This window comes from Falsiroseomonas tokyonensis (assembly GCF_019024325.1).
Classification (GTDB): domain Bacteria; phylum Pseudomonadota; class Alphaproteobacteria; order Acetobacterales; family Acetobacteraceae; genus Falsiroseomonas; species Falsiroseomonas tokyonensis.
This window is the reverse complement of the sequence record NZ_JAFNJS010000001.1, coordinates 368,587-394,182: the sequence shown is the minus strand read 5'-3', so window position 1 is coordinate 394,182 and position 25,596 is coordinate 368,587. Positions and strand designations below refer to the sequence as shown.

24 protein-coding genes, 1 other RNA gene and 1 riboswitch are annotated in these 25,596 nt (G+C 71.9%); of the genes, 11 read left to right on the top strand and 14 right to left on the bottom strand.

What is annotated here, in order from left to right; all coding sequences use genetic code 11:
* Window positions 1-194: 194 nt before the first annotated feature.
* From ppsR to J3S20_RS01785, 5 genes are read left to right on the top strand one after another with little or no spacing between them, the layout of a single operon-like run.
* A complete protein-coding gene (gene ppsR, locus J3S20_RS01805; RefSeq protein WP_216834048.1) occupies window positions 195-1,553 on the top strand; it encodes a transcriptional regulator PpsR in 1,359 nt (452 codons plus the stop codon).
* A complete protein-coding gene (locus J3S20_RS01800) occupies window positions 1,550-3,778 on the top strand; it encodes a GAF domain-containing protein (RefSeq protein ID WP_216834046.1) in 2,229 nt (742 codons plus the stop codon). The genes ppsR and J3S20_RS01800 overlap by 4 nt, the downstream gene beginning before the upstream one ends.
* Before the next feature lie 4 nt (window positions 3,779-3,782).
* The gene (locus tag J3S20_RS01795; protein WP_216834044.1) at window positions 3,783-4,361 is read left to right on the top strand and encodes a biliverdin-producing heme oxygenase; all 579 of its coding nucleotides are present in this window, start codon (window positions 3,783-3,785) and stop codon (window positions 4,359-4,361) included.
* Window positions 4,362-4,413: 52 nt separating this feature from the next.
* Window positions 4,414-5,307 carry a substrate-binding domain-containing protein gene (locus J3S20_RS01790; RefSeq protein WP_216834042.1) on the top strand — a complete coding sequence of 298 codons (894 nt, stop codon included), beginning with the start codon at window positions 4,414-4,416 and terminating at the stop codon, window positions 5,305-5,307.
* On the top strand, window positions 5,304-7,160 hold the full coding sequence (locus J3S20_RS01785) for a putative bifunctional diguanylate cyclase/phosphodiesterase (RefSeq protein WP_216834040.1): 1,857 nt from the start codon (window positions 5,304-5,306) through the stop codon (window positions 7,158-7,160). The genes J3S20_RS01790 and J3S20_RS01785 overlap by 4 nt, the downstream gene beginning before the upstream one ends.
* Before the next feature lie 3 nt (window positions 7,161-7,163).
* Here J3S20_RS01785 and J3S20_RS01780 read toward each other — a convergent pair whose 3' ends face one another.
* The 6 genes from J3S20_RS01780 to J3S20_RS01755 form a co-directional block, all read right to left on the bottom strand.
* The gene (locus tag J3S20_RS01780; RefSeq protein WP_216834038.1) at window positions 7,164-7,886 is read right to left on the bottom strand and encodes a class II aldolase/adducin family protein; all 723 of its coding nucleotides are present in this window, start codon (window positions 7,884-7,886) and stop codon (window positions 7,164-7,166) included.
* Window positions 7,883-9,067 carry a 3-hydroxybenzoate 6-monooxygenase gene (locus J3S20_RS01775; protein ID WP_216834036.1) on the bottom strand — a complete coding sequence of 395 codons (1,185 nt, stop codon included), beginning with the start codon at window positions 9,065-9,067 and terminating at the stop codon, window positions 7,883-7,885. The genes J3S20_RS01780 and J3S20_RS01775 overlap by 4 nt, the downstream gene beginning before the upstream one ends.
* Window positions 9,064-10,026 (bottom strand): Bug family tripartite tricarboxylate transporter substrate binding protein, encoded by a 963-nt coding sequence (locus tag J3S20_RS01770; protein ID WP_216834034.1) that lies wholly within the window; start codon window positions 10,024-10,026, stop codon window positions 9,064-9,066. Before J3S20_RS01770 ends, J3S20_RS01775 begins: the two co-directional genes overlap by 4 nt.
* 50 nt (window positions 10,027-10,076) lie before the next feature.
* Window positions 10,077-10,373 (bottom strand): hypothetical protein, encoded by a 297-nt coding sequence (locus J3S20_RS01765; RefSeq protein ID WP_216834032.1) that lies wholly within the window; start codon window positions 10,371-10,373, stop codon window positions 10,077-10,079.
* A 33-nt stretch (window positions 10,374-10,406) separates the two neighbouring features.
* Window positions 10,407-10,516: riboswitch (SAM-I-IV-variant riboswitch) on the bottom strand.
* Between the two features lie 117 nt (window positions 10,517-10,633).
* On the bottom strand, window positions 10,634-10,966 hold the full coding sequence (locus J3S20_RS01760; RefSeq protein ID WP_246602231.1) for an FKBP-type peptidyl-prolyl cis-trans isomerase: 333 nt from the start codon (window positions 10,964-10,966) through the stop codon (window positions 10,634-10,636).
* Between the two features lie 16 nt (window positions 10,967-10,982).
* Window positions 10,983-11,396 carry a DUF3830 family protein gene (locus J3S20_RS01755; RefSeq protein ID WP_216834028.1) on the bottom strand — a complete coding sequence of 138 codons (414 nt, stop codon included), beginning with the start codon at window positions 11,394-11,396 and terminating at the stop codon, window positions 10,983-10,985.
* Window positions 11,397-11,521: 125 nt separating this feature from the next.
* Here J3S20_RS01755 and J3S20_RS01750 point away from each other — a divergent pair, with 125 nt between their 5' ends.
* The gene (locus J3S20_RS01750) at window positions 11,522-12,442 is read left to right on the top strand and encodes a YihY/virulence factor BrkB family protein (protein WP_246602230.1); all 921 of its coding nucleotides are present in this window, start codon (window positions 11,522-11,524) and stop codon (window positions 12,440-12,442) included.
* Between the two features lie 61 nt (window positions 12,443-12,503).
* Here the strand turns inward: J3S20_RS01750 and recR are convergent, their stop codons facing one another.
* The 4 genes from recR to ffs form a co-directional block, all read right to left on the bottom strand.
* Window positions 12,504-13,100, bottom strand: coding sequence for a recombination mediator RecR (recR, locus tag J3S20_RS01745; RefSeq protein ID WP_216834026.1), 597 nt, complete (start codon window positions 13,098-13,100; stop codon window positions 12,504-12,506).
* 176 nt (window positions 13,101-13,276) lie between these two features.
* A complete protein-coding gene (locus tag J3S20_RS01740; RefSeq protein ID WP_216834024.1) occupies window positions 13,277-13,618 on the bottom strand; it encodes a YbaB/EbfC family nucleoid-associated protein in 342 nt (113 codons plus the stop codon).
* A 6-nt stretch (window positions 13,619-13,624) separates the two neighbouring features.
* The gene (locus J3S20_RS01735) at window positions 13,625-15,547 is read right to left on the bottom strand and encodes a DNA polymerase III subunit gamma/tau (protein ID WP_216834022.1); all 1,923 of its coding nucleotides are present in this window, start codon (window positions 15,545-15,547) and stop codon (window positions 13,625-13,627) included.
* 50 nt (window positions 15,548-15,597) lie between these two features.
* Window positions 15,598-15,694, bottom strand: an RNA gene (ffs, locus tag J3S20_RS01730) — signal recognition particle sRNA small type.
* A 101-nt stretch (window positions 15,695-15,795) separates the two neighbouring features.
* On the opposite strand from ffs, the gene nudC reads away from it, so the two are divergent.
* The 5 genes from nudC (at window position 15,796) to J3S20_RS01705 (ending at window position 21,607) form a co-directional block, all read left to right on the top strand.
* Window positions 15,796-16,725 (top strand): NAD(+) diphosphatase, encoded by a 930-nt coding sequence (gene nudC / locus J3S20_RS01725; protein WP_216834020.1) that lies wholly within the window; start codon window positions 15,796-15,798, stop codon window positions 16,723-16,725.
* Window positions 16,722-17,024: a phosphoribosylamine--glycine ligase gene (locus tag J3S20_RS01720; protein WP_216834019.1), complete on the top strand. Its 303-nt coding sequence runs from the start codon at window positions 16,722-16,724 to the stop codon at window positions 17,022-17,024. Before nudC ends, J3S20_RS01720 begins: the two co-directional genes overlap by 4 nt.
* 72 nt (window positions 17,025-17,096) lie before the next feature.
* A complete protein-coding gene (locus J3S20_RS01715; RefSeq protein WP_216834017.1) occupies window positions 17,097-18,446 on the top strand; it encodes a hypothetical protein in 1,350 nt (449 codons plus the stop codon).
* Window positions 18,447-18,925: 479 nt separating this feature from the next.
* Complete coding sequence (locus J3S20_RS01710) at window positions 18,926-20,464, top strand: MBOAT family O-acyltransferase (RefSeq protein WP_246602229.1); 1,539 nt, start codon at window positions 18,926-18,928, stop codon at window positions 20,462-20,464.
* Window positions 20,465-20,473: 9 nt separating this feature from the next.
* Window positions 20,474-21,607 (top strand): alginate O-acetyltransferase AlgX-related protein, encoded by a 1,134-nt coding sequence (locus tag J3S20_RS01705; RefSeq protein ID WP_216834015.1) that lies wholly within the window; start codon window positions 20,474-20,476, stop codon window positions 21,605-21,607.
* 8 nt (window positions 21,608-21,615) lie between these two features.
* Here J3S20_RS01705 and J3S20_RS01700 read toward each other — a convergent pair whose 3' ends face one another.
* The 4 genes from J3S20_RS01700 to J3S20_RS01685 all read right to left on the bottom strand — a co-directional run bounded on the left by J3S20_RS01700 (window position 21,616) and on the right by J3S20_RS01685 (window position 25,525).
* On the bottom strand, window positions 21,616-22,359 hold the full coding sequence (locus J3S20_RS01700) for a GDSL-type esterase/lipase family protein (protein WP_343215133.1): 744 nt from the start codon (window positions 22,357-22,359) through the stop codon (window positions 21,616-21,618).
* The gene (locus tag J3S20_RS01695; RefSeq protein ID WP_216834013.1) at window positions 22,356-23,030 is read right to left on the bottom strand and encodes an ABC transporter permease; all 675 of its coding nucleotides are present in this window, start codon (window positions 23,028-23,030) and stop codon (window positions 22,356-22,358) included. Before J3S20_RS01695 ends, J3S20_RS01700 begins: the two co-directional genes overlap by 4 nt.
* Window positions 23,031-23,034: 4 nt before the next feature.
* The gene (locus J3S20_RS01690) at window positions 23,035-23,691 is read right to left on the bottom strand and encodes an SGNH/GDSL hydrolase family protein (RefSeq protein ID WP_216834011.1); all 657 of its coding nucleotides are present in this window, start codon (window positions 23,689-23,691) and stop codon (window positions 23,035-23,037) included.
* Window positions 23,692-23,851: 160 nt separating this feature from the next.
* Window positions 23,852-25,525, bottom strand: coding sequence for a stimulus-sensing domain-containing protein (locus J3S20_RS01685; RefSeq protein WP_216834009.1), 1,674 nt, complete (start codon window positions 25,523-25,525; stop codon window positions 23,852-23,854).
* Between the last annotated feature and the right edge of the window lie 71 nt (window positions 25,526-25,596).

Below are 25,596 nucleotides of genomic sequence, written 5' to 3'. Positions count from 1 at the left end.
GGGCGCGGCTGCAAGCTCGTCTCAAATTTTTGCAATAGTCAGTCTGGATTGACATGCGCAGTTGACAACTGCGCGCAAATCCCCACCTAGACCATCTGTCTCGTGACTACCTCTTGCCGCGCTTTCGTGGCATCGGTCCCGGGCCAGCCGCACCGAATCGCCGCTGCGGGCTGGCAGATCAGTCGGACACCTGCATGACCCGCGTCGCCGTGATTCAGCCCGATATCACCCTGAGCCTCGACTGGGAGGGGGTGATCCGCGATGCCAGCCTCTCCGACGCCATTCCGGCGGAGCGGGTGCAGGAATGGCTCGGCCGCCCCTGGATGGAGACGGTGGGGGAGATCGCAGGACTGCAGGTGCGCCGCATGGTGGAGGATGCCCGTGCCAGCGGCGTCTCCGCCTACCTCCAGGTCACCCAGCGCTTCCCCTCCGGCCTCGAACTGCCGATCGAATACACCACCGTCCGCCTCGGCGGTCAGGCCGGGCTGATCGCGGTCGGCAAGAACCTGCAGGCGGTGGCGGAGCTGCAGTCGCGCCTGGTCGCCGCCCAGCAGGCGCGGGAGCAGGACTACTGGAAGCTGCGCGAGATCGAAACCCGCTCGCGCCTGCTCTTCGATGCCTCCTCCGAGGCCGTGCTGGTGATTGCCGCCTCCACGCTGCGCATCGTCGAGGCCAATCCGGCCGCGATCCGCGAACTGGGCATGGCGCCCGGCTGGAATTTTGCGGACGAGGTGGCGCCGCGCGACCGCGCCGCGCTGCGCGACGTGCTGATGCGCGCCCGCGAACAGGGACGCGCGCCGGGCATCATGGTGCATCTGGGCGCGGAGGCGACGCCCTGGCTGCTGCGCGCCTCGCTGATGGCGCGCACCCCCGGCCCGGTCTTCCTGATCCAGCTGAGCCCCGCCGCCGCCGCCGCCCAGCCGCGCACCACGACGCGCCGGCCGGGGGAGGGCGCGGAACGGCTGCTTGAGGATATGCCGGACGGCTTCGTCGCGATCGACGCCGCCGGCGCCATCCGCCGCGCCAACCGTGCCTTCCTGGACCTGGCCCAGGCCGGCACCGAGGCCTCCATCATCGGGGAGAAGCTGGACCGCTGGCTGGCCCAGCCGGGCATGGATCTCGGCGTGCTGCTGGCGACCATCGCCCAGCATGGCGAGGTGCGGCTGTTCCCTACCCAGCTCACCGGCAATCTCGGCTCCGAGACCGAGGTGGAAATCTCCGGCTGCGCCGTGACCCGCGACGGGGTGCGCATGGTCGGGCTGATCATCCGCGATATCGGCCGCCGCGTGCTGCCCTCGGGCGAGGCGGCGGCGCTCCGCACGGCGCTCGGCATGCTGGCCAATGATGTGGGCCGGGTGCCGCTGCCCATCATGGTGCGCAATACCGCCGCCCTGGTGGAACGCGCCTGCATCGAACAGGCGCTGCGCCTGGCCAATGGCAACCGGACGGCGGCGGCCGATGCGCTCGGCCTCAGCCGGCAGAGCCTCTATGCCAAGCTCGAACGCTATGAACTGGGCGAAGACCGCGAGGCCACCGAGGACCGCGCGCGGTGACCATCGACCTTCCCGGCAATTCCGCCGGTTCTCCCGCTTTCGGCACTGCCGACCTGTCGAATTGCGAGCGCGAGCAGATCCACCTCGCCGCCTCCATCCAGCCGCATGGCGCCCTGCTGGCGCTGCACGAGCCGGAACTGACGGTGCTGCAGGTCAGCGCCAATGCCACGGCCTTCCTCGGCCTGGACCGGCCGGCGCTGGGCCGGCGCCTTGGTGACTTCGCCCCCGACATCGCCCGCGCCATCGCGCCCCTGCTGAACGATCCGCTGGATGTGGTGCCGGCCGCGGTGCGGGTGCCGGCGGGGGTGGCCGGCGGCCCGGCGCTGGACGTGCAGCTGCACCGCCCGATCGGCGGCGGCGTGATCCTGGAACTGGAACGCGCGGCGCCCGAGGATGTGGCGCCGCGGCAGCTGGAGCCGGCGCTGCAGGCGATCCTCGGCAGCTATGCGCTGCGGCCGCTCTGCGAGGAGGTGTGCCGCACCTTCCGCGGGCTGACCGGCTACGACCGGGTCATGCTCTATCGCTTCGACGATGACGGCCATGGCGAGGTCTTCGCGGAAGAACACGCGGCCGGGCTGGAGCCCTATCTCGGCAATCGCTACCCGGCCTCGGACATCCCGGCCATCGCGCGGCGGCTGTATATCCGCAACCGGGTGCGGGTGGTGACCGATGTGCATTACGCGCCGGTGCCGCTGGAGCCGCGGCTTTCGCCGCTGACCGGGCAGGACCTGGACATGTCGCTGTGCATCCTGCGCAGCACATCGCCGATGCATGTGCAGTACCTGAAGAACATGGGCGTGGGCGCCACGCTGGTGGCCTCCATCCTGGTGGGCGGGCGGCTCTGGGGGCTGATCTCCTGCCACCACCAGACGCCGCGCCGCACCCCCTTCGCGCTGCGCGCCATCACCGAATTGCTGGCGGAAGCCGTGGGCACGCGCATCGCCGCGCTGGAATCCTTCGTCCAGTCGCAGGCGGAACTCGCCGTGCGCCGGCTGGAACAGCGGATGATCGAGGCGATCACCCGCGACGGGGACTGGCGCACCGCGCTGTTCGACCATGCCCAGACGCTGCTGGTGCCGCTGGGCGCCAGCGGCGCCGCCCTGCTGTTCGAGGGCCAGGCCCAGACGGCGGGCGAGGTGCCGGGCACCGCGGGGCTGCGCGACATCGGCAAGTGGCTGGATGGCCAGCCGCGAGGGCCGGGGGGCGCGCCCGTCATCGCCACCGCCTCACTGGCCGCTGATGCGCCGCACCTGGCCGGGCTGACAAGGGTGGCCAGCGGCGTGCTGGCGGCGCCGATCTCCACCGCGCCCGGGGAATACCTGGTCTGGTTCCGGCCGGAACAGGTTTCCACCGTCACCTGGGGCGGCGATCCCAACAAGCCGGTGCTGGTGGGCGACGACCCGCGCGACCTGTCCCCGCGCCGGTCCTTCGCGAAATGGAACCAGGTGGTGGAGGGGCGGTCGGAGCCCTGGTCGCCCAAGGACCTGGCCACCGCCCGGCTGATCGGCGACACGGTCACCGACGTGGTGCTGCAGTTCCGCTCCGTCCGCATGCTGATCGCGGAGGACCAGCTGGCCCAGGTGCGGCGCCAGGTGGGGCTTTCCGCCCAGCCAGTGGTGATCTGCGACCCGGCCGGCAATATCGACCTGCGCAACGAGGCCTTCGACCGCCTGCTGCCCGGGCTGCGCGGCGCGGCGCCGCGGCGCATCGACCATCTGCTGCCCTATTTCGCCGATCCGACCGAGGTCGGCCGGCGGCTGCGTGACGTGCTGGAGAACCGCCGGTCCTGGCGCGGCGAGGTGCGGCTGGCCGATGGCCAGGGCCCCGGCGGCGGCCGGCCGGTGCTGGTGCGCGCCGATCCGGTCTTCTCGGCGCCCGACCGCGTGCTCGGCTTCGTCTTCCTGTTCAACGACCTGGTCGAGCGCAAGGCGGCGGACGCCGCGCGGCGCCGCTTCCAGGCCGGGATCGAGGAGGGCAGCCGGCGCCCCGCCGGGCGGCTGGACAGCCAGGCGGATCTCGACTTCCAGGCGATCCTCGCCTCGGTGGTGGAGAATGCGCAGCTCGCGGCGCTGGAAATCGCCGAGGGCGTGGATGTGGCGCGGATGCCGGACCTGCTGGAATCGGTCCGTGCCTCCGTCAGCCGCACCGCCGTGGTGCTCGAAACGCTGATCCGCCATGGCAGCGTGGTGCCGCCACGCGGCGGCACGGATCGGGACGCTGGCTGAAGCCATGCCCATGGATGCCGCGCGGATCGCGCTGCGGCAGGCCACGGGGGCCGTGCATGAGCGGCTGCATCGCGTCCCGGTCTTCGCCCGCCTCGCTTCCGGGCGCATCGCGCAGGGCGAATACGTGCTTCTGCTGCGCCGGCTGCTGGGCTTTCACCTCGGCGTGGAGGCGGTGCTGCGCGCCGCGCCCTCGCTCGCCCCCTATGGAATCGCGGTGGAGGAGCGCCGGCGTTCGCCACTGCTGATGGCGGATCTGGTGGCCCTCGGCGCGCCGCCCCTGGCCGCGGTGGCCGCGCTGCCGCCGGCCGAAAGCGCAGCCTGGGCAATGGGCTGCCTCTATGTCACGGAAGGCTCGACGCTGGGCGGGCAGCAGCTGGCGCGGGCGCTGGATGCGGTGCTGCCGGATGAGGCCGGGCGCAGCTTCCTGCGCGGCTATGGCGCGCGGCATGGCGCCATGTGGCGCGAATGCTGCGTCGCCATCGAGGCCTGCGGCGCCGAGGCCGGGAGGCTGGCCGCGATGATCGACGGCGCCGAGGCCACCTTCGGCCGCTTCGAGACCTGGTTCGCCCCGCACCCCGCCTGAAGCGGCGGCTTCGTTTAACGCCTGTTCAGCACTGCCGGTCCATGCTGCGCGGATGGAACATGCCCGCGCGCGCTTCCCGCAGACCCGCCCGCAGACCGGACCGATGGAACCGGCCCGGCTGGCGCGACGGCGCCTCGCGCAGGGGCTGCTGGCGGCCCTGGCCCTGCCCGGACTGGCGCGCGCGGCGGCGGGGCCGCTGCGTGTCGGCGGCACCGGCATGGGGCTGGCGATCACGAATATCATGCTGGACCTGCATGCCGGGACGGAGGATCTGACGGAGAGCACCGTGCTGCCCAGCCTGGGCACGGCCGGCGGCCTGGCCGCGTTGCGCAGCGGGCGGGTCGAGATCGCCCTCTCCGCCCGGGCATTGCGGCCGGAGGAGGCGGCGCAGGGGCTGGAGGCCTTCGCCTTCGGTCGCACGCCGCTGGCCTTCGCCACGCGCTATGATACGCCGTCGCGGGGCATCAGCCTCGCCCAGGCCGCGGCCATGCTGGGCGGGGAGGAACCGTCCTGGCCGGGCGGCGGTGCCGTGCGGGTGGTGCTGCGCGACCGCAGCGAGACCGACTGGATCATGCTGGCCGCGGCTTCGGAGGGCATGGCGGCGGCGATGCAGCGCGCCCATGCGCGCAGCGGGCTCGCCTTGGCCTCCACGGACCAGGAGAATGCCGACCTGCTGGAGAGCCTGCCGGGCTCGCTCGGCCTGACCACGCTGGGCCTGACCCTGTCCGAGCAGCGCCGGCTGCGGCTGCTGGCGCTGGATGGCGCGGTGCCGGACCTGGCCTCCATGGCGGCGGGCGACTACCGCTTCAGCCGCATCCTGTACGCCGTGGTCCGCAACGATGCGCCGGTGGAGGTGCGGCGCTTCGTGCAGTTCCTCGGCTCGCCCCGGGCACGGCAGGGGCTGCGGTCCTTCGGCTTCGCCCCGCTTCTGGGGGGCGAGACGTGACCGGGGCCGGGGCCACCGCGCCGCAGCCCCCACCGGCGGATGGCATGGGCGGGGAGGCGGCGCTGGCGCGGCTGGTCAGCGGCTTCGCCGCGGCGATCGCGCTGCTGCTGGCGCTGACCGTGCCGGCCATGCATGGCTGGTCGCAATGGCGGGAGGAGCGCGCCGCGATGCGGGCGGAGGCCCGTGTCCTCGCCCATTCCGTCACCCAGCTCGCCACCCGCGGGCCCGACCTCTGGATGTTCCAGGAAGTGCGGATGCGCGGGCTGCTTTCGGCCGGGCAGGAGACAGGAACCAGCCTGCGCGTGGTGAACCTGCAGGGCCAGGTGCTGGCCGAGGTGCCGCAGCCGGTGCAATGGCCGCGCTTCATCATCGCCGAGCCGATCTTCGACAGCGGTCGCGCGGTGGGGCTGCTGGAGATCGAGCGGTCCCTGCGCCCGACGCTGATGGGGACCGGTGTGGTGGCGCTGCTGGCGGCGCTGCTGGCGGCCGCGGCCTATGTGGCGCTGCGGCTACTGCCGCTGAAGCTGCTGCGCCGCGCCATCGGGCGCGCCACCTACCTGGCCACGCATGACCAGCTGACCGGCCTGCCGAACCGCCGGCTGTTCCACGACCGGCTGGAGCAGATCGGCCTGCGCACCGGCCGCTACGGCGGCGGCTTCGCGGTGCTGGCGCTGGACCTCGACCGGTTCAAGGAGGTGAACGATACGCTGGGCCATGCGGCCGGGGATGCGCTGCTGCGCCAGGTGGCGCGCGCCATGACCGACACCCTGCGCGAAAGTGATACGCTGGCGCGGCTCGGCGGCGACGAATTTGCCATCATCCAGGTGGATGCACAGCAGCCGCGCTCGGCCGAGGCGCTGGCGGCGCGGCTGGTGGAGCGCCTGTCGCTGCCCTTCGATGTGGACGGGCACCAGGTGACGATCGGCACCAGCATCGGCGTCGCCCTGTCCGGCCGCGTGCCGCCGGACAGCCAGTTGCGCGCCGGGCAGATACTGCAGGATGCCGATACCGCGCTGTATCGGGCCAAGGCGGAAGGCCGCAACGGCTTCCGCTTCTTCGCCGCCGAGATGAACGAGGCGCTGCAGGCGCGGCGCGCCATGGAGCGCGACCTGCGCGCGGCGCTGGCCGAAGGCCAGCTGCGGCTGCACTACCAGCCGCAGGTGCATCTGGAGACGCAGCAGGTGATCGGGCTGGAAGCGCTGCTGCGCTGGCAGCATCCGAGCCGCGGCCAGGTGATGCCCGACCAGTTCATCGGCCTGGCGGAGGAGATCGGCCTGCTGAGCCGGATCGGCGAATGGGTGCTGCTGGAGGCCTGCGCCACGGCCACCCGCTGGCCGGGCCAGCGCATGGCGGTGAACATCTCCGCCAACCAGTTCCAGGGCAGCGACTTCCTGCGCGCGGTGCGCCATGCGCTGGATACGACAGGGCTGGATCCGCAGCGGCTGGAGATCGAGATCACCGAAGGCGTGCTGATGACCGATACGGAGCGCACCCTGGCAACGCTGGGCGCGCTGCGGCAGATGGGCGTGTCGGTCGCCATGGACGACTTCGGCACCGGCTATTCCTCGCTCGGCTACCTGCAGAAATTCCGCTTCGACAAGATCAAGATCGACCGCAGCTTCGTCTCCAAGCTGGCGGAAGACGCGCAATCCGTCGCCATCATCCGCGCCGTCATCGGCATCACCCAGTCGCTCGGCCTGCGCTGCAATGCGGAGGGCGTGGAGAATTCTGAACAGGCGGCGCTGCTGAAGGCCGAAGGCTGCACGGAAGCGCAGGGCTATCTTTATGGCCGGGCGGTGCCGGAACAGGAACTGGCCGCGCTGATCGGCGCGGCGCGGGAGGCCGCGGCCTGAGGATCACACGCCGCCAAAGCCCGCGCGGGTGATCCAGTAGTCCCAGGCGCGTGCCAGCGGCATGTCGGACAGCAGCATGGCGGCGGTCTTCTCCACCTCGCCCGGCGTCAGGTATTCGGGCGCACCGTGCGGCAGGCTGGCGAGCACCATCTCGGCATTGTGCTTCATGTAGACGGCGGTGAAGACGGCGGCGCGCAGGCTGGCGCCGACATTGCAGGCGCCGTGGCCGCGCAGCATGACGCTGCGGTTGCCGCCCAGCGCGCGCGCCAGGGAATGGCCGCGCGGCAGGTCGTCGATCAGCATGTTCGTGTCGCCGAATTCCGGCTGGCTGTCCCAGAGCGGCACCTCCGCCCCCATCACGCTGCCCATGTGGAAGATCGGCTTCAGCTGCAGCGAACGGACCACGGTGAAGGGGATGACGCTGCGCGCATGGTGGTGGATGACCGACATCACATCCGGCCGCGCCATGAAGATGGCGGAATGCAGCGCGCGTTCGGAATACATCCGCCGCCCGTTCTGCGCGACCGGCGTGCCGTCCAGCTCGAATTCCATGATGTCGTCGGCGGTCACGGCGACGGGGCTGCGGCTGCGCGACAGGAAGTAGCGGTCCGGGCGCTCCGGATGGCGAAGGGAAACATGGCCGAAATCGTCGATCACATCCTCCCGCGCCAGGATGCGGTTGGCCAGCACCAGCTCACGGATCGCATGCGCCACGGCATCGCTCATCTCGTTTCCTCCTGCGGCCCGCCATAGAGCCAGGCGAGCGTGTCCTGCCATTCAACCTGCGTCTTCGCGGCCATGATGCTGTTGCGCAGCGCCGCATGCGGGCCGGCGGGGTGGTAGATGTGGTCGCCCACGGCGCGTGACTGCAGCTGAACGCGCGCCGTGCGCAGCAGCCGCGCATCGCGATAGGCGGTGAGCGCCGGCGCCACATCGCCGCCATGGGCCGCCACCTGCCGGGCGAGGCAGACCGCATCCTCCATCGCCATGCAGGCGCCCTGCGCCAGGTATTGCAGCGTGGGATGCGCGGCATCGCCGAGCAGCGCCACGCGCCCCTCCACCCAGTTCGAGACGGGGTCGCGGTCACACAGCACCCAGAGCTTCCAGTCCCGCCCCTGATGGATGATGGACCGGGCCAGCGGATGCACATGGCCGAAGCCGGCCAGGACTTCCTCGGCGGAGACCGGCTTGCCGGCGACGGGTTCCGGCGCGTCGTTGTGGTAGGTGACGACCAGGTTGAAGGCCTTCCAGCCCTGCAGCGGGTAGTGGACGATATGGCATTTCGGCCCCGCCCAGAGCGTGGCCGCGTTCCAGCGCAGCGCCTCCGGCATCTGTTCCGTCGGGATCACGCTGCGATAGGTGCTGTGGCCGGAGATGCGCGGCGCGCCGTCGCCCACCAATTGCCGCCGCACCTTGGACCACAGCCCATCCGCGCCGATCAGCGCCCGCCCGCGCAGCCTTGTGCCATCCGCAAGATGCGCGGTGACGCCGGAGGAATCCTGCTCATACCCCACCACCTCCGCCGAGGTACGCAGCGTGATGGACTCGCTGCCGCGGCAGCCCTGCAAAAAGACCCCGTGCAGGTCGCCGCGGTGGATCACCGCATAGGGCGCGCCGAAGCGGCTGCGGAAGGGCGCGCCCAGGTCGATATGGCAGATCTCCTCGGCCGTCAGCGCATCCATCAGCCGCAGCCGGTCGATCTGGATCGCCATGGCGCGCGCGGTTTCGCCGATGCCCAGCTCGTCGAAGGCGTGGAAGGCATTGGGGCCGAGCTGGATGCCGGCCCCCACCTCCCCCATCGTCGCCGCCTTCTCCAGCACAGTCACCGCAAAACCCTGGCGCGACAGGGCGAGGGCCGTGGCCAGGCCGCCGATGCCGCCGCCGGCGACCAGGATGGGCTCCGTCATTCAGGCTTGATCCCCGCGGCTTCGGCGATCCGCGCGTTTTTCGCATCCTCCTCCGCGATGAAGGCGGCAAAGCTTTGGGGCGTGTCGCCGGTGAAGGCCTCCGCCCCCATGGCCGCCAGGCGCTGCGCGATCTCCGCCTCGCGGCCGATGGCGTTCAGCTGCTGCGCCAGCGTCGCCGCCGCATCGGGCGAAAAGCCGCGCGGGGCCCAGACCGCGTACCACAGCAGGAAATGCAGGCCGGACAGGCCGGCCTCCTCGACGCTCGGCACATCCGGCATGGCACTGCTGCGGGTGGGGGAGACCACGGCGAAGGCGCGCAGCCGGCCGGCCTGGATCAGCGGCTGGGCCGAGAGCAGCGGCGCCACCATCAGGGCCACATTGCCGGCGACCACGTCGTTGATGGCGGGCGCGGTGCCGCGATAGTGCACCACCTCCGCCTCCGCCGCGCCGATGCGGCGCTTCAGCCCCTCCGCCGCCAGATGCGCCATGGACCCGGCGCCGGAGGTGGAGAGGGTATAGCGCCGCGGCTCCGCCTTCATCCGCTCCGCCAGCTCCGCCAGGGTGGCGGCGCGGCTGGCCTCGGGATGGCCGACGATGACCAGCGGCGCGGTGGCCAGGCGGGCGATCGGGGTGAAGTCCGCGATGGGGTCGTAGGTGAGGCCGGGCACCACGCGCCGGCCCATCAGGTGGATATCGGCATTCACCAGGAAGGTGGCGCCATCCGGCGCGCTGCGCGCCACTTCCGCCGCGCCGATGGTGTTGTTGCCGCCGGCGCGGTTCTCCACCAGCCAGCCCGGCCCGCCGCGCGCGGCCAGGCGCTGGGCGTAGAGCCGGCCGATCAGGTCGATGGCGCCGCCCGGCGGCGCCGGCACCACGAGCCGCACGGGACGGCCCTGGGCCCTGGCCACAGGGACGATCCCGGCCGTGACGGCCGCGGCCAGCAGATTTCTGCGTTTCATTGAGGAAGTTCCTGCCCTGTGCCGGCAGGATCGCGCGCTGGCCGGCGCTGTCAATCGCGCCGCATCGCCTCGGCCGCCGCACGAAGCCAGGCAGCGAGCTCGGCGCGGCGGTCGCCGGGCAGGGCGCGTTCCAGATGCAGGGTCAGGTGCCCGGTGCGGCGGTCCGGCGGCACGCGGCAGGCATGGGTCCAGGTCTCCGCGCCACGCCGGTGCAGCAGCACATAGAGCAGGACCGGGCGCACGCGCCCCGCACGGTCTCGCCAATGACAGGCTCCGACGAAGTCCGCCGTGTCATCCGGCCCGAGAAACAGGGAGAAATCCGGGCCCGTGCCCGCGCTGTCCAGCATGCCGTCCTCCAGAACCAACGGACCGACGGCGGCGCTTTCCCGAATAATTGCCGGAACGGCCGCATCCCCCCGGTGAAGGAGGCGCCACCTTGCCCGGGCGGGCAGGTTGGCGTTGGGCGTCGGCCCAACTCTTGATGCGGAGGCGCAGATAGCAAGGCGCGGCCGCGGCCTGCAAGAGGGAAGCTGGCTGCGCGACCAGCGCCAATTCCCGAAAATAGATGAGGGGTCCGGGGAGAATACCTTCTCCCCGGCCTTCCTCCTCAGCCGACTTCCAGCAGCTCCACGTCGAACACCAGCGTCGCATTCGGCGGAATCACCCCGCCCGCGCCGCGCGCGCCGTAGCCGAATTCCGGCGGGATGGTCAGGGTGCGGTGGCCGCCCACCTTCATGCCCTGCACGCCGCGGTCCCAGCCCGCGATCACCTGGCCGACGCCGAGCTGGAAGCGGAAGGCATCGCCCCGGTCGCGGGAGCTGTCGAATTTCTTCCCCTTGTTGTCCGCCGCCTTCGGGTCGAAGAGCCAGCCCGTGTAATGCACCGCGACCGGCTTGCCGGAGACGGCGAGCGCGCCCTCGCCGACGGTGTGGTCAACCATTGCAACGCCCATGATCTCAGCCCTTCCGGAAGGTGATGTTCTTGGCCCCGTCCCACAGGACGGAGCGCCCGATCTTCGCCAGCCGGTCCAGCCCGCTGGTGATGGTCAGGAAGTGGTTGCCCGCCAGCTGCCCGGCCTTGGAGGAGAAGCAGCAGGGGCCGTAGGCGATCAGGATCTCGGTCTCGCTCACCCCGCCCGGATAGACGATGACGTGGCCCGGGGCCGGGTGGCTGGTGGCATTCTCATGCCCGATGCCCAGGTCGCGGTCCCCCATCGGGATCCAGCAGGCCTCGCCGGACCAGCGGACATGGATGATGCGGTCGCTGAAGGGCAGCAGCTCGCGGAAGCGGGCGACGGTCTTAGGCGCGTCCTGGCCCTCGAAGCGGGCCGGGAAGACCTCTCCGGCGATCTCGATCTCGATATCCGTCACGTCCTGCTGCCTCCGTGCTGATGGCCCCGCCTACGCGAGCGGCCGGGCTTTGCCAAGACGCCGCGGTGTCGGCGCAACCGTGGCGGGTGCCGACCGTTCTGGCCGGTGAGTGACAGGAGACGCCCATGCTGCTGGCGAGGACCCGGGCCCTGCTGGCCGATACGATCCGCGGCTATATCGCCGACGAGGCGATGACGCGCGGCGCCGCGATCGCCTGCTACACCATGTTCTCCCTGGTGCCGCTGCTGGTGGTGGCGGTGGGCATCGCCAGCGTCTTCTTCGGCGAGGCGATGGTGCGCGGCGCGGTGGATGACCAGCTGGTGGCCCTGGTCGGCCAGCAGGGGGCGGCGGCCGTGCAATCCATGGTGCGCGACGCCGGGGGGATCGAGGGCACGGGCATCCCGGCCCTGGTCGGGCTGGTGGTGCTGCTGATCACCGCGAGCGGCGTCTTCGCCGAGCTGCAGGGCGCGCTGAACGCGATCTGGAAGACGGACGAGCCCTCCATGACCGTCTCCTACCTGCTGCGCGCCCGGCTGCTGAGCATGGGGCTGGTGGGCGCGACGGGCTTCCTGCTGCTGGTCTCGCTGATCGCCAGCGCGCTGCTGGCGGCGCTGGGGCAATGGGCCGATGCGGCCTTTCCCGAATTCGCGCCGGTGCTGCGGGCGCTGCATTTCGGCGTGTCCTTTCTGCTGACCGCGCTGCTGTTCGCGGCCATCTACAAGGTGCTGCCGGACCGCCGGCTGCGCTGGCGCGACGTGGCGGTGGGCGCGCTGGTCACGGCCTTCCTGTTCACCATCGGGCGCGTGCTGATCGGCTGGTACCTCGGCGGCAGCGGCGTGGCGGCGCGCTATGGCGCGGCGGGGGCGCTGATCGTGGTGCTGCTGTGGGTGTACTACTCGGCCCAGGTCTTCCTGCTGGGCGCGGAATTCACCCGGGCCTGGACCGGTCGCATCGGCAGCCGGCGCAAGGCGCCGGTGGGCGGGGTGGTGGAGCCGCCGCCCTCGATCGGCGATGGGCGCGACGAGGTGCCGGTGGCGCAGCGGTAGGGCCCAAGCATTTTCAAGCCTTGCGGCTTCGCAAGGCGACTCGGAAAATGCGTCTGGAAATTCAAGCCGGCCGGCGGGACCGCAGGGCGGCGGCCAGCGTCCCCTCGTCCAGCACATCCAGCGCGCCGCCCATCGGCACGCCCTGGGCCAGGCGCGTCACAGCCACGCCGGCGGGCTTCAGCCGGTCCGTCACGTAATGCGCCGTGGCGGCGCCATCCACCGTGGCGGGCAAGGCGAGGATCACCTCCTCCACCCCCCCCTGCTCCACGCGGACGAGCAGGGGGGCGATGGAGAGGTCCTCCGGCCCTATGCCGGCGAGCGGCGAGAGGGTGCCGCCCAGCACATGGTACAGGCCCTGATGCGCATGGGCGCGCTCCAGCGCCCAGAGCTCGGCCACGCCTTCCACCACGCAGACCAGGTGCCGGTCGCGCCGCGGGTCGCGGCAGATGCCGCAGGGCGACTGCGCATCGAGATTGCCGCAGGTTTCGCAGGGCCGGACGGCCTGCGCCGCCGCCTGCAGCGCCTGGGCCAGCGGCAGCATCGCCTCCTGCGGCCGCATCAGCATCCGCAGCGCCGCCCGCCGCGCGCTGCGCCGGCCGAGGCCGGGGATGCGCGAGAGCAGCGAGATCAGATGCTCGATCGGGTCGCGGTCAGACATCTTGCGTCCGATTCCTCACACCGAAGTCCAGGACGCCCCCGCCCCCGAAGGCCGCCGAAATCCTGCCGTGGCTTAGCCACGGCAGGGCGCGCAACCCACCGGGACCAGCACCCATTCCGGGGCCCCCGACGCGTCGCGCAGCGACGTGTTGGGGAAAAAAGCCAGTGGTGGGGAAATCAGAAGGGCAGCTTGAGGCCGCCGAGGCCGCCCAGCCCGCCGGGGATATTCATGCCGGCGGTGGCCTTCTGCATTTCCTCGGCCATGGTTGCCTCCACCTTCTGCTTGGCATCGGCATGGGCGGCGACCAGCAGATCCTCCAGCACCTCCCGGTCATCCGCCACCATCAGGGACGGGTCGATGGTGACGCGGCGCAGGTCGCCCTTGCCGGAGAGCAGCACCTTCACCATGCCGCCGCCGGCGGCGCCCTCCACTTCCGTCTGCTCCAGCTTCGCCTGCATTTCCTGCATACGGGTCTGCATCTGCTGGGCCTGCTTCAGCATATTGCCGAGGTTCTTCATGGGGTCTCAGTCCTCCTGCGAAAGGTCGTCATCCAGCCCGGCCGATTCGGCGTCGGGCGGGGCGAAGTCGCGGCCGTCTTCGGCGGCGGCCAGGTCGGCCGCCATGGCCGGGGCCAGGCCATAGGCATCGAGGGAGGCATCGCGCACCGCCTCGATCTTCGCGCCGGGGAAGGCGGCCAGCACGGCCTGCACCAGCGGGTGGGTCTGGGCCAGGGCCAGGCGATCGGCCTCCGCCGTGCGGCCCTGCTCGGCCAGCGTCGGCTCGCCGCCCTCATTCACCAGGGTCACGGTCCAGCGGCTGCCGGTCGCTTCCTGCATCAGGGCGGTCAGCTGCTGCGCCAGGTCGCGCGGCGCCTCCGGGCGGGGGCGGATCTCGATGCGGCCGGGGCTGATCCGCACGGGGTGCACGTTCAGCCGCAGATGCGCATGCAGGCTGGGCTTCCGGCCGGAGGCCAGGGCCACGATCTCCCGGAAGCTGGCGGGCATGGCCGGTGCCGGCGCGACCGCCTCGACCGGGGCGGGCGCCGCCATGGCCAGCGCCGCGCCGCCGCCGCCACCACCGGCGATCGCGCGCAGCCCGCCGCCGCCGCCGCCGGGCGCGGGGTTCGGCGTGGCGGCGGCGGGGCCGGCCTCGGTCAGGCGGCGCACCAGATCGCCGGGGGTGGGCAGGTCCGCGACATGGGCCAGGCGGATCAGCACCATCTCGGCGGCGGCGCGGCGGTTCACGCCGTCCTGCGCCACTTCCGCCAGGCCCTTCAGCAGCATCTGCCAGGCCCGGGCCAGGACGGGGATGGGCAGCTTCTCGGCCAGGGCCGCGCCGCGGGTGCGCTCGGCCTCGGGCAGGGAGGGATCGTCCTTCAGCGCCGGCACGGTCTTCATGCGCGACAGCAGATGGACCAGCTCCATCAGGTCCGAGAGCACCACGGCCGGGTCCGTGCCGCGGGCATGCGCGCCCTCGGACAAAGCCAGCGCCGCGGCGGTGTCGCCCGCCATCAGCGCGTCCATCAGGTCCAGCGCCAGGCCGCGATCGGCGAGGCCCAGCATTTCCGTCACCAGCCCGGCGGTCACCGCCTCGCCCCCCGCCAGCGCCATCGCCTGGTCGAGGATGGACAGGCCATCGCGGACGGAGCCATCCGCCGCGCGCGCCACCATGGCCAGCGCCTCGCCCTCCGCCGGCACGGACTCAAGGTCGCAGATCCGGGCGAAGTGGCTGCGCAGCACCTCCTGCGGCACCCGGGCCAGCCGAAAAGTCTGGCAGCGGGAGAGGATGGTGGTGGGCACCTTCCGCAGTTCGGTCGTCGCCAGCATGAACTTCACGTCCGGCGGCGGTTCCTCCAGCGTCTTCAGCAGCGCGTTGAAGGCCGCGTTGGACATCATATGGACCTCGTCCAGGATGATGACCTTGAAGCGGCCCTGGGCGGGGCGGAAGCGCAGGCGCTCGCGCAGTTCCCGCACATCGTCGATGCCGTTGTTGCTGGCGGCGTCCAGCTCCTGCACGTCCGGGTGGCGATCGGCGAGGATGGCGCGGCATTCGGCGCAGACGCCGCAGGGCTCCGGCGTGGGTCCGCCGGTGCCGTCGGGGCCGATGCAGTTCAGCGCGCGGGCGATGATGCGGGCGGTGGTGGTCTTGCCCACGCCGCGGACGCCGGTGAGCATGAAGGCGTGGTGGACCCGCCCCTGGGCGAAGGCGTTTTTCAGCGTGCGGACCAGCGCTTCCTGGCCGATCAGGTCGGCGAAGGTGGCTGGGCGGTATTTGCGGGCGAGGACGCGATAGGGCGTGCCGGCCAAAGCGGGCGCGGGGGCCGGCGCGGCGGGCGGCGGTGCCGGCGGCGCGGCGGCAGGCACCGGATCGCCGAACAGGCCCGGCCCGTCCTGCGGCGGCTCGGGAAACTCCTCGTCGACCGGATCGCCAAAAATGTCGCTGGTCATCGGGGCGCTGTCCGGGGATCGGGGGCCCGGATGCCAGGGCCGCGGGAAAGGTGGAAGATCGGCGGGCGACCCGCGCGAGAACTCGTTACGGCTGCTTCCTTCCGGACCTGACCGGGTTGGCGAGGGGCACGTCCGTCGCCGACCTTCCGCCGCCAATATCGGGCTTCCGGCCCTTGGGGGCAATGCCCCAGGGGGCGAATCCGGCGCTCGGTTGCCCCGATCACGCCCGCGTGGCAGGGTCCGCGGCCATGCTCTCCGTCCCCGCCAGCCGCCCCAATGCCTATACAGGCAGCCCGATCGACCGCGCGGGCAGCCGCCGGGACGATGCCGACTGGATCGCCCAGGCGATCGCCGACCCCGAGACGCTGTTCGCGCCGGTCTGGCGCAGCCGCAGCCTGATGAAGGGGGTCGAGGACGGCCACCCCGAAGCCGTGCTGCTGACCGGCGCCGCGGCGGAGGCCGTGCGCATGGCCGGCGGTCCCTGGGCCTTTTTGGGCATGTGGGAGCAGCGCCCGGTCTTCGCCGTGGATTGCTCCGCCGCCGAGGACCCGCTGCCGCTGCTGCCGGACGGCATGGGCGGCTTCATCGACCTGCGCCAGGTGGCCGGGCTGCTGCCGGCGGGGGAGGCCTCGGTCCTGGCGCATGCCCGGGGCCTGATGCATTGGCGCACCCGGCACCGGTTCTGCGGCGTCTGCGGCCATGAATGTGTGCCGCGCAGCGCCGGCAATGCCATGCAATGCACCAACTGCAACGCGCAGCATTTCCCGCGCACCGACCCGGCCGTGATCATGCTGGTGGTGCGCGAGGGTCGCTGCCTGCTCGGCCATTCGCACCGTTTCCCGAACGTGGCCATGTATTCCACCCTCGCCGGCTTCGTGGAGCCGGGCGAGAGCCTGGAGGAGGCGGTGCGGCGGGAGGTGATGGAGGAGGCGGCGATCGAGGTGGGGGACGTGCTCTACCACTCCTCCCAGCCCTGGCCTTTCCCCTCCTCCATCATGCTCGGCTTCCATGCGGAGGGGCTTTCGGATGAGATCCGCATCGACCCGGAGGAGCTGAAGGACGCCCGCTGGTTCACGCGCGACCAGTTGCGCGACCCGGCGGCGCATGGCTTTTCCCTGCCGCGCGTGGATTCGATCGCCCGGCGGCTGATCGAGGATTGGCTGGAGCAGGACGCATGAAACCCTTTCTTTCGTCCCTGGCCGCGATCCTGCTGCTGGCCGGCTGCGGTGGGCGCGCCGCGCCGGGTCCCGCCGCCAGCGCAAATTCGCCGGCCCATGCCGAATGCCGGGCGGAGGCGCAGCGCGCGCCGGCGGTGGCCGACCTGTCGCGCCGCGTGGTGATCGGCCTGCCTTATAGCGAGGACCAGTTGAACCAGGCGCGGCAGGAGGCCGAGGGCCGCGCCTTCACCGACTGCCTGCGCCGCCGCGGCCTGGTGCGGGGCGGCGGGGTCGAGCCGCTGCGCCGCTCGGCCCTCTGACCATGCCGCACCGCGCCCGCCTTGCCCGTATCCCGGGGCGATCCTCCGGCCCGGCGCGCTGAGGGGGCGGCGGTGTCGGACAGCGGCAATCAATCCCCGCCGCGCGGCCTGGTCGGCTTCCTCGACGCGTTGCGGGACGGGCAGGTGGTGGTGGGCTGGGCGGCGGACCCGCAGGACCGAACGGCGCGGCCCCTGATCCGGCTGATGCGCGGGCTGGAGGTGCTGGCGGAGGGCGTGGCGGATGTCGCGCGCGACGATGGCAATCCGGGCTTCCGGCTGCCCGCCCCCATGCCGCTGACGCCGGCCGATTTCCTGGAGGGCCGGCTGCGCGTGCGCGCCGTGCTGCCCGGCCGCCAGGCGGCCACCACCCTGGCCATGACCCGGCGCATGCGGGAGCAGCTGGAGGCGCTGGCAGGCTTGGAGCCGACGATGGAGCCCATGCCCGAGCTCCCGCGGGAGCCTGTTGCGCCCCCGCCGCCAGCGCCGATGCCGGAACCGGCACCCGTGCCGCCCCCGCCGCCCGCCCCCATGCCGGAGCCGGCGCCCGCCGCCCCGCCGCCGCCCGCTGCCCCGCCGGAGCCGGTGCGCGCCTCGCCGCCCCCCGCCGCGCCACCCGCGCCGCCCCCCACCGTGCCCGCTCCGGAACCCGACCTGCCCTTCCCGCTCGGCACGCTGCATCGCCTGGCCGGAATAGCCGCGGCGGCGCAGGTGCCGGTGTTGCATCTGCTGCTGCCCTCCCGCGCAGCCGTCCTGGGCGCCGGCCCCGCCCCTGGTTCCCCCCCTCCTGGGCCCACCGCCGGCCTGGCACCGCTGGAGGCCATGGCCGCGGCGCGGCCGCTGCTGGCGCAGGACTGGGTGCCGCTGCGGCACGCCTTTGCCCTTCAGCCCAATCCCGGCGTGCTCTGGCGGCAGGATGGCCAGCGCCTGACCGTGGAAGGCGGGCTCACGGTGCTTTCCACCCTGCTGCGCGTGCTGCAGCTGCGCCAGCCCGAAGCGGCGGCTGGCCTGGCGCGCGCCGCCGGCCTGGTGGCCCGCGCCGACCTGGCCGCGCTGCCCCGGCGCGAGGTCGCGCAGGAGCCCGGCGAGGCCCCCGCCGTCTCCTTCCTCGGCGTCGCGGTGGCGGAGACGGAGCCGGCGCTGACCGCGGAGATTTTTGCGGACCAGCCGCCGCCACGGGCCTTGGGAGAGGTTCTGCCGGGCCTCGAGGCCTGGTCCGCCGCCGGCGCGCCGCTGCCCTGGCGGGTGGTGCTGCTGGCCGAACCCGGCCTTGGCGGCAGTGCCAGCCCGGCGCAGCTCGGCTGGTGGCTGCGCTGGCTGGTGGCGGAATGCGTGATCAGCGAGGCGCTGCACATCGCCCGGCCGCAGGCGGTGCTCGACGCCCAGCCCGACCTGCTGCTGACCCTCTCGGCGGAGCCGAAATAGGGCATCGGCTGCTCCAGCATCATGACTGCCAGAGCGCGATCCGTCCGCTTGGCCAGCTCGCAGGGTGGCGCCAAGGAAGGTGGTAGCGCATCGATCGTGGCCGGTTGCGATGCGGCCGCAGTGTTCGAGGCGATCGCGCGGCGGCGCGGCAGAGCGCCTTGTCGCAGGGGGTCCGCCGCTTCCGGTTCTTCCTTGTCGTTCGGCACCCTTCTGGTCGTTCATCTGCCCCGCCAGCCAGTGCCGCGAAGCTGCGGCTGAACAGGCCCATGCGGCCCCGGCGGACAAAGCGGTTGCACAGGGTCTTGCGAAGATCCTGCGCGGGCGCTGCATCGCGCCAGCCCAGCCAACCGCGCCGCCGCCAGAAAATATGGATCCTCGGGCCAGAAAACCGGGACGAATATCCAAATTTCGGCGCACCCACCCTGGAATAGGGCGGAATGATCGGCCAAACTGCTCCAGGCCTGGCTGAAGGGGCTGGCATGATCTTCGCGTCTTTCGAGTTTCTTTTTCTGTTCCTGCCGGTCTTCCTTGCCGTCTACATGGCGGCACCGGGAAGCTGGCGGAACCCGCTGATCCTCGTCTTCTCCTGGGCCTTCTACGCCTGGTGGCGGGTGGACTTCCTGGCGCTGCTGGTCGGTGTCACGGTCTTCACCTTCTACGTGGCACTCGCCATCGAACGCGCCGGGCCGGGATCGGCCCGCGGCCGGCGGCTGATGGCGCTCGGCATCGTCGGCGATATCGGCGTGCTGGCCTATTTCAAATACGCCAATTTCGGCGTGCAGACCTTCAACGACCTGATGCGGGTGATCGGCCATGCGCCGGTCGGCTGGGCCGAAATCGTGCTGCCCGTGGGCCTGTCCTTCTACGTGCTGCAGGCGGTCAGCTACCTGGTCGACGTGCAGCGCGGCACGGTGAAGCCGACGCACAGCCTGCTCGACTACGCGGCCTACAAGGCGCTGTTCAGCCAGCTGATCGCCGGCCCCATCGTGCGCTATTCGGATGTCTCCTCCGATCTGCGCGGCCGCAAGCACAGCCTCGCGCAGTTCGGCGCCGGGTCGCGGGAATTCATGGTCGGCTTCGCCATGAAGGTGGTGCTGGCGGATACGCTGAGCCCGGTGGTGGATGCCGCCTTCGCGCTGCCCGCACCCTCCGCCGCCGATGCCTGGCTGGCCGCCGTCACCTATACGCTGCAGCTCTTCTTCGACTTCGCCGGCTATTCGCTGATGGCCATCGGCCTCGGCCGGATGATCGGCTTCCACTTCCCGCGCAACTTCGACGATCCCTACCTGGCCGGCTCGATCCAGGCCTTCTGGCAGCGCTGGCACATGACACTGTCCAGCTTCCTGCGCGACTATCTCTACATCCCGCTGGGCGGCAACCGCCACGGCGTGGCGCGCACCTATGTGAACCTGCTGCTGACCATGGCGATCGGCGGCTTCTGGCACGGCGCCAGCTGGAATTTTCTTCTGTGGGGCATCTGGCATGGGGCGCTGCTGGCGCTGCACCGGGCCTGGAGCACGCGGGGGCAGGAAGCCGCCCGGGCGGAGCGGCCGAACCGCCGGGCCGAAGACCGGCGCGATGCCTTCCCGCAGCCGCTGCCGGGGGAGGATCGGCGCAGCGGCGTCGACCGTCGCGCGCCCCGGCGGCCCATGCCCTGGCTGGTCGGCCATCTGCTGACGCTGCTCTGCGTGATGATCGGCTGGGTCATCTTCCGGGCCACGGACCTCGCCGGCGCCTTCGCCATCTATGCCGGGATGCTGGGCCTGAACGGCGGCGGCCTGTCCGATGCGCTGGCCTGGCAGCTGACGCCGGACCGAATCGGCACCCTCTGGCTCGCCATCTTCTTCGTCTACCTGCCGCTGCTGCTGGCGGGGCTGCGCCGGCGCGGGTTCTGGCCCCAGGCGGGCGGCGCCGTGGCCAGCTTCGTCTGGGCCACCTGGCCGCTGGCCGCCTTCCTGATCGCCATGGTGCTGCTCTACAGCCGCGCCGCGGTGCCCTTCCTCTACTTCCAGTTCTGAGGCGCCTCGATGTCCCAGGCAGAAGTCCCGAACCCCCGCCGCCGCCTGGCCGAGGCGGGACTCGGTGCCGCCATGGCCGTGGTCCTCGGCCTCGGCCTCTGGCAAGGGGTGGCGGCCATGGCGACGCCGCAGGCGGCGCGAAGACTGGCCCCGACCCTGAACACCGAGTCCTTCCTGGCCGGGCGCACCGCCGCGGCGGTGAACCAGGTGATGGCGCAGGACCTGCCGGTGGATGGGCTGCTGCGCGCCGCCGGCGGCGTGCTGCGCTGGAAGATTTTCGGGTCCGGCGGGCCGACCGTGGCGCCGGGCTGCGGGGACTGGCTGTTCCTGACCGAGGAGCTGCGGCCCTGGGGGCCGGAAGGCCAGGCCGCCATGGCGCGTCGCGCCGAACTGCTGGCGCGGGTGGCGAAGCTGCTGGCCGCGCGCGACATTGCCCTGCAGGTGGTGCTGGTGCCGGACAAGGCGCGCGCCGCGGCGGCGATGCGCTGTGGCATCCCGTACAGCGCCGAATCCGAGGCCCGCGGCGCCGCCTTCCGCCAGATGCTGCAAGGCCAGCTGCCGCTGCTGGACCTCGCCCCCGTCCTGGCGCCGGAGGGCCCGGCCCTGTTCTACCGCACCGACACGCATTGGAACCAGGACGGCGCCCGCCGCGCCGCGGAGGCCATCGCCGCCGCCCTGCCCGCGGGCATCGCGCGCGACACCGCCTTCCGCACCAGCCGCGCGGCGGAGGAAACGCCGCTGGTCGGCGACCTGCTGCGGCTGATGAGCCTGGACCAGGTGCCCGATGCGCTGCGCCCGCGCCCCGACCGCCAGTTCGTCGAGACGACCGAGCCGGCCGAGGCGGAGGAGGCCTCGATCCTGGACGAGGCGCCGGTGCCGGAGGTGGTGCTGATCGGCAGCTCCTTCTCCCGGAATGCGAATTTCGACGGCGCGCTGCAGCAGGCGCTCTCGGCCCCGGTCGGCAATCTCAGCCGCGCCGGCGGCGGCTTCGCCGGCGCCGCGCGGGACTTCTTCGGCAGCCCCGCCTGGCGCGAGACGCCGCCGCGCCTGCTGGTCTGGGAGATTCCGGAGCGGGTGCTGAACCAGCCGCTGAACGCCGACGATGCGGCGCTGCTGGCCTGGCTCGACGGACAGCCGGAGTAGGCGGAGGCCTACTGCGCCAGCATCCGGTTGATCTGCGGCGTGATGGCCGCGCCCAGGATGGCATAGCCCACCATGGTCAGGTGCAGCCGGTCGAAGGCGACGTGTTCCGTCAGCTGGCCATCCGGCATCAGCAGCAGCGGGCCGGGTTCGATGTAGACCGTGCTCTGGCCATCGGCGCAGCGCGCCACCAGGGCGTTCAGCCGCGCATTCACCGGGCGCACCGGGTCGCTGCGATCCGCCCCGCGCGGCAGGGTGCCGACCAGCAGGATGCGCGTGCGCGGCGACCGGCCATGGATGAAGCGGATGATCTCGGCGATGCCGAGCGCGGTATCCTCGGGGCGGGATCCGGCGGCGGAGTTGTTGGTGCCGATCAGCAGCACCACCAGCTTCGGCCGCATATTGCCCCACTGCCCGGCGCGCAGCCGGTGCAGCAGCCCCTGGGTGAAGTCGCCGGAGACGCCCAGGTTCAGCGCCCGGCGGGCGCCGAAGAACTGGGCGTACATGGTCGGCTCCCAGGACTGCGTCAGGGAATCGCCCAGGAAGACCAGCTCCGCCTGGCTGCGGTCGATTCGCGCCAGGCCCTGGTCGATTTCCGCCACGCGCGCGCGCCAGGCGGGGAAGTCCATCGCCTCCGGCACCGCCTCCCGCGGCAGGGTCGCGGGGGCCGGCAGGGCCGGGCAGCCGGGCGCGGCCATCGCCGGGGCGCCGGCCAGCGCGGCCAGCAGCCCCAGCGCCAGCGAAAGGCGCCTCACTGGCCGGGCGGCGCGATGAGGTCGCGCGAGGTGAAGAAGACCGGCCGCCCCCCCGGCGCCATCAGCCAGAGGGAGGCGAGCTGCCCCGCCTCCAGCCGGCCGAGATCCAGCGGGCCGACGCGATCCGCGCCGCATTGCACGCGCAGCTTCGCCGCGGCGGGGGTGATGGTGCGGGCCTGCATGCCGGGGAAGGCGAGGTCCGGGATCACCGGCCGGCCGCTGGGGTCCAGCGCCAGGGTCGCCGCCGCGCAGCCAGGTGCTGCGTTGTAGAAGGTGAGGCGCGCGCGCAGCCGGTTGTATTCGGTGCTGTCCTCGATATGGCGCGCGACGATCCGCCCGCCCTCCCGCAGCAGCAGCACCGTGTTGAAGGTGTTCGGGTTCACCCGGAAGCTGGCGCTGGCGGTGGCGCCGCCGCTGGCGATGCGCAGCTCCAGCTCCCGCCCGGCCGCATTCTCCACCACGAAGTAGCGCGAGACCCGCGCCGCATCCTCGGTGCCCAGTTCACGCGGCAGGTCGAATTCGGAGCGCAGAGAGGTCGCGGCCTCCAGCCCATTGGCGTAGCGGATCAGCGCGAAGCCGTCCGGCAGGCGCAGCTCGTAGAGCATCGGCGCCTGGGCCCGGGCCGGGCTCGTCAGCGCCAGCGCGGCGAGCAGCAGCAGGATGCGGCGCATCGGCTCAGCGCCGCCGCGCGCTGTTGATGGTGGCGACGATCTGCGTGTTCAGCGCCCGAGCCCAATTGGCATAGCCGTCCGCCGTATGGTGCTGGCCGTCATAGGTCGGCCAGGCGCCGGGGCGGGCGAAGGTGGTGCTGTCGATATAGGCGCAGGGCGCCACCTGGGTGGAGAGATAGTCGGACAGTTCCTTCGCCCGGGCGAAGGTCTTGAAGAAGGGCCCGCCTTCCGTCCCCCAGGTGGGGCCGAACCAGATGCAGGGCATGTTCGTAGCCTGGAAGCGGGCGGTCAGGGTGCGCACCTGTTCCGTGATCCAGTTGCGCGGCATCTCCCGCTGCGAATAGCCGCCCATGGTATCGCCGATGCCGACGATGACGACATTGGGCCGGTGGCGCTGGATCAGCTCATCGATCGCGAAGCTGCGCGCCGTATTGGTGCGGTTGGTCTGGATCTGGCCACTGCCGGCGCGCGTCGCGGTGCCGCAGGGCACGTCGCGCGGCACCACCCAGGCCCCGGCGCCGACGCCGCAGGCGCTGTAGGTGGCGACGGTGGCGCCATCGCGCCGCAGCTGGTCGTGCAGGTGCGTGATCAGCGAGCCCGGATAAACGAAGTGGCTGTCGCCGATGATGAGCAGGGACAGACCCGCAAGAGCACCCGACATGGCGCGTCTCCACTGTTCCAAAAAGGTGTTTTAAAAAGGCCAACCAATTTTATTTCTGCGAAGATGGATAGCTCTTGCGGTCAAGCTGCGTCAATCACGTTAAGGTCTTGGATCTGCTGCAATCTTGTTTCATTAATGAAACCCGCGGGAAGCCCGAGCCCTAGGCCGCTGGCAGGCGCACGATGAAGCGCGCGCCCAGGATCGCCCCCTGCGCATCGCGCCGATTCTCCGCCGCGATGCGGCCGCGCAGCCCTTCCACGATCTGCTTCGAGATCGACAGGCCCAGCCCGCTATGCTGGCCGAACAGCTCCCCGGTCGGGCGTTCGCTGTAGAAGCGGTCGAAGATCGATTCCAGCTTCGCCTCCGGGATGCCGGGCCCCTCATCCTCGACGATGAATTCCACCATCTGCCCGGTCGGCCGCGCCCGCACCACGACATGCCCGCCCTTCGGGCTGAAGGAGATGGCATTGCCGATCAGGTTGCGAAAGACCTGCACCAGCCGGCCTTCCACGCCGCGGACGATCAGCCCCTCCGCCGGCGCCTCGATCTCCAGCCGCGGGTCGTCCTCCTCTCGCGTCGCAGCCTGCAACTCGCCCAGCGCGCCGAGGATGGGCGCGACATCGACCGGCGTCGCAATGGTGCGGGACAGCTCGGCATCGACCCGTGAACTGTCGGCGATATCGTTGATGAGACGGTCCATGCGCACGGCATCGTCGGAGATGATGGCCAGCAGCCGGCGCTGCTTGGTGGGATCCTCGATGCGGCGCAGCGTCTCGATGGCGCTGCGCACGCTGGTCAGCGGGTTGCGGAGTTCGTGGGCCACATCCGCGGCAAAGCGTTCATTGGCGTCGATCCGGGCCCAGAGCGCGCGGGCGGCCGTCTGCAGGTCCCGTGCCAGCACGCCGATCTCATCCTCCCGCCGCAGCAGGGGGGCGGGCACGCTGCCGCCGCGGCCCTCGCCTTCGCGCATCGCCGCCGCGGCGCGGGCGAGCTGCAGGATCGGGGTGGCGATGGTTCGCGACAGATAGAGCGACAGCAGCACCGTCAGCACCAGCGCCAGGGAGAACAGCGCGAGGACCGAGACGCGGATATCCAGCAGCCGCGCATCCACCTCCCGCGCCTCCCGCGTCAGCAGCACGATGCCGACGGAGGCGGAGCCGCGCCGTGCGGGCTCGGCCACCGAGACCAGCAGCCGGCCTTCCGCGGTGCGGCGGATGTAGGGGCGCACGCCGCCTTCCAGCGCCAGGCGCAGCTCCTCCCGCCGATCGGTGGTGCTGCCGCCGAATTCCGGCTGCCAGTCGAAGGAGGGCGCATTGGGATTCACATCCACCCGCACCTGGTCCTGCGTGCCGCGCGGCAGCAGGGCCAGCACCCGCTCATACAGGCCGGCCACCGTGCCGGCGAAGGCGCCGCGCGGCTCCGGCGGCGGCAGGGGCTCCGTCACGATGGCCCCGCCCGGCCCCTCCCGCACCCGGCTATCGGCGACCAGCAGGCCGGTATTGTCGAACAGCCGAGCCTGGGTATTGGGGGAGGGTTCGACCAGCCGGCGCAGCAGCGGGCGCGCGGCTTCGGGCACCAGGATGGTGCGATCGTCGCGCGGGGTGACCGCGGCCTCGCTGATCGCGGCGGCATAGATGCGCGCCTGGGTGCGCAGCGACTCGACCTCCGCCGCCAGCAGCCCGTTCTGGTACTGGTCGAGATAGAGCAGCGTGGCCGCCAGCAGGGCCGGCGGCAGGGCGTTCATCAGCAGGATGCGGCGCAGCAGTGGCGAGAGCCAGCGCCGGCGCCGTGTCTCGGTGACGGGGGAGGAGGGGGCGCCGCCCGCATCGGGCATGGGTCGGGGAATTCCTGCTGCTGCTGGGAAGAAGGTAGCGCCGGAGGCTGCGGCAAGGCCATGGCGGTTGC

Excerpts from the sequence above, each read along its gene's own strand:
- J3S20_RS01695 (WP_216834013.1), bottom strand. The coding sequence starts at position 23,030 with ATGCGCCGCATCCTGCTGCTGCTCGCCGCGCTGGCGCTGACGAGCCCG.
- J3S20_RS01790 (WP_216834042.1), top strand. The coding sequence starts at position 4,414 with ATGGAACATGCCCGCGCGCGCTTCCCGCAGACCCGCCCGCAGACCGGA.
- J3S20_RS01690 (WP_216834011.1), bottom strand. The coding sequence starts at position 23,691 with ATGTCGGGTGCTCTTGCGGGTCTGTCCCTGCTCATCATCGGCGACAGC.
- J3S20_RS01705 (WP_216834015.1), top strand. The coding sequence starts at position 20,474 with ATGTCCCAGGCAGAAGTCCCGAACCCCCGCCGCCGCCTGGCCGAGGCG.
- J3S20_RS01795 (WP_216834044.1), top strand. The coding sequence starts at position 3,783 with ATGCCCATGGATGCCGCGCGGATCGCGCTGCGGCAGGCCACGGGGGCC.
- ppsR (WP_216834048.1), top strand. The coding sequence starts at position 195 with ATGACCCGCGTCGCCGTGATTCAGCCCGATATCACCCTGAGCCTCGAC.
- recR (WP_216834026.1), bottom strand. The coding sequence starts at position 13,100 with ATGTCTGACCGCGACCCGATCGAGCATCTGATCTCGCTGCTCTCGCGC.
- J3S20_RS01760 (WP_246602231.1), bottom strand. The coding sequence starts at position 10,966 with ATGGTTGACCACACCGTCGGCGAGGGCGCGCTCGCCGTCTCCGGCAAG.
- J3S20_RS01750 (WP_246602230.1), top strand. The coding sequence starts at position 11,522 with ATGCTGCTGGCGAGGACCCGGGCCCTGCTGGCCGATACGATCCGCGGC.
- J3S20_RS01765 (WP_216834032.1), bottom strand. The coding sequence starts at position 10,373 with ATGCTGGACAGCGCGGGCACGGGCCCGGATTTCTCCCTGTTTCTCGGG.
- J3S20_RS01780 (WP_216834038.1), bottom strand. The coding sequence starts at position 7,886 with ATGAGCGATGCCGTGGCGCATGCGATCCGTGAGCTGGTGCTGGCCAAC.
- J3S20_RS01720 (WP_216834019.1), top strand. The coding sequence starts at position 16,722 with ATGAAACCCTTTCTTTCGTCCCTGGCCGCGATCCTGCTGCTGGCCGGC.
- J3S20_RS01735 (WP_216834022.1), bottom strand. The coding sequence starts at position 15,547 with ATGACCAGCGACATTTTTGGCGATCCGGTCGACGAGGAGTTTCCCGAG.
- J3S20_RS01740 (WP_216834024.1), bottom strand. The coding sequence starts at position 13,618 with ATGAAGAACCTCGGCAATATGCTGAAGCAGGCCCAGCAGATGCAGACC.
- nudC (WP_216834020.1), top strand. The coding sequence starts at position 15,796 with ATGCTCTCCGTCCCCGCCAGCCGCCCCAATGCCTATACAGGCAGCCCG.
- J3S20_RS01775 (WP_216834036.1), bottom strand. The coding sequence starts at position 9,067 with ATGACGGAGCCCATCCTGGTCGCCGGCGGCGGCATCGGCGGCCTGGCC.
- J3S20_RS01770 (WP_216834034.1), bottom strand. The coding sequence starts at position 10,026 with ATGAAACGCAGAAATCTGCTGGCCGCGGCCGTCACGGCCGGGATCGTC.
- J3S20_RS01685 (WP_216834009.1), bottom strand. The coding sequence starts at position 25,525 with ATGCCCGATGCGGGCGGCGCCCCCTCCTCCCCCGTCACCGAGACACGG.
- J3S20_RS01710 (WP_246602229.1), top strand. The coding sequence starts at position 18,926 with ATGATCTTCGCGTCTTTCGAGTTTCTTTTTCTGTTCCTGCCGGTCTTC.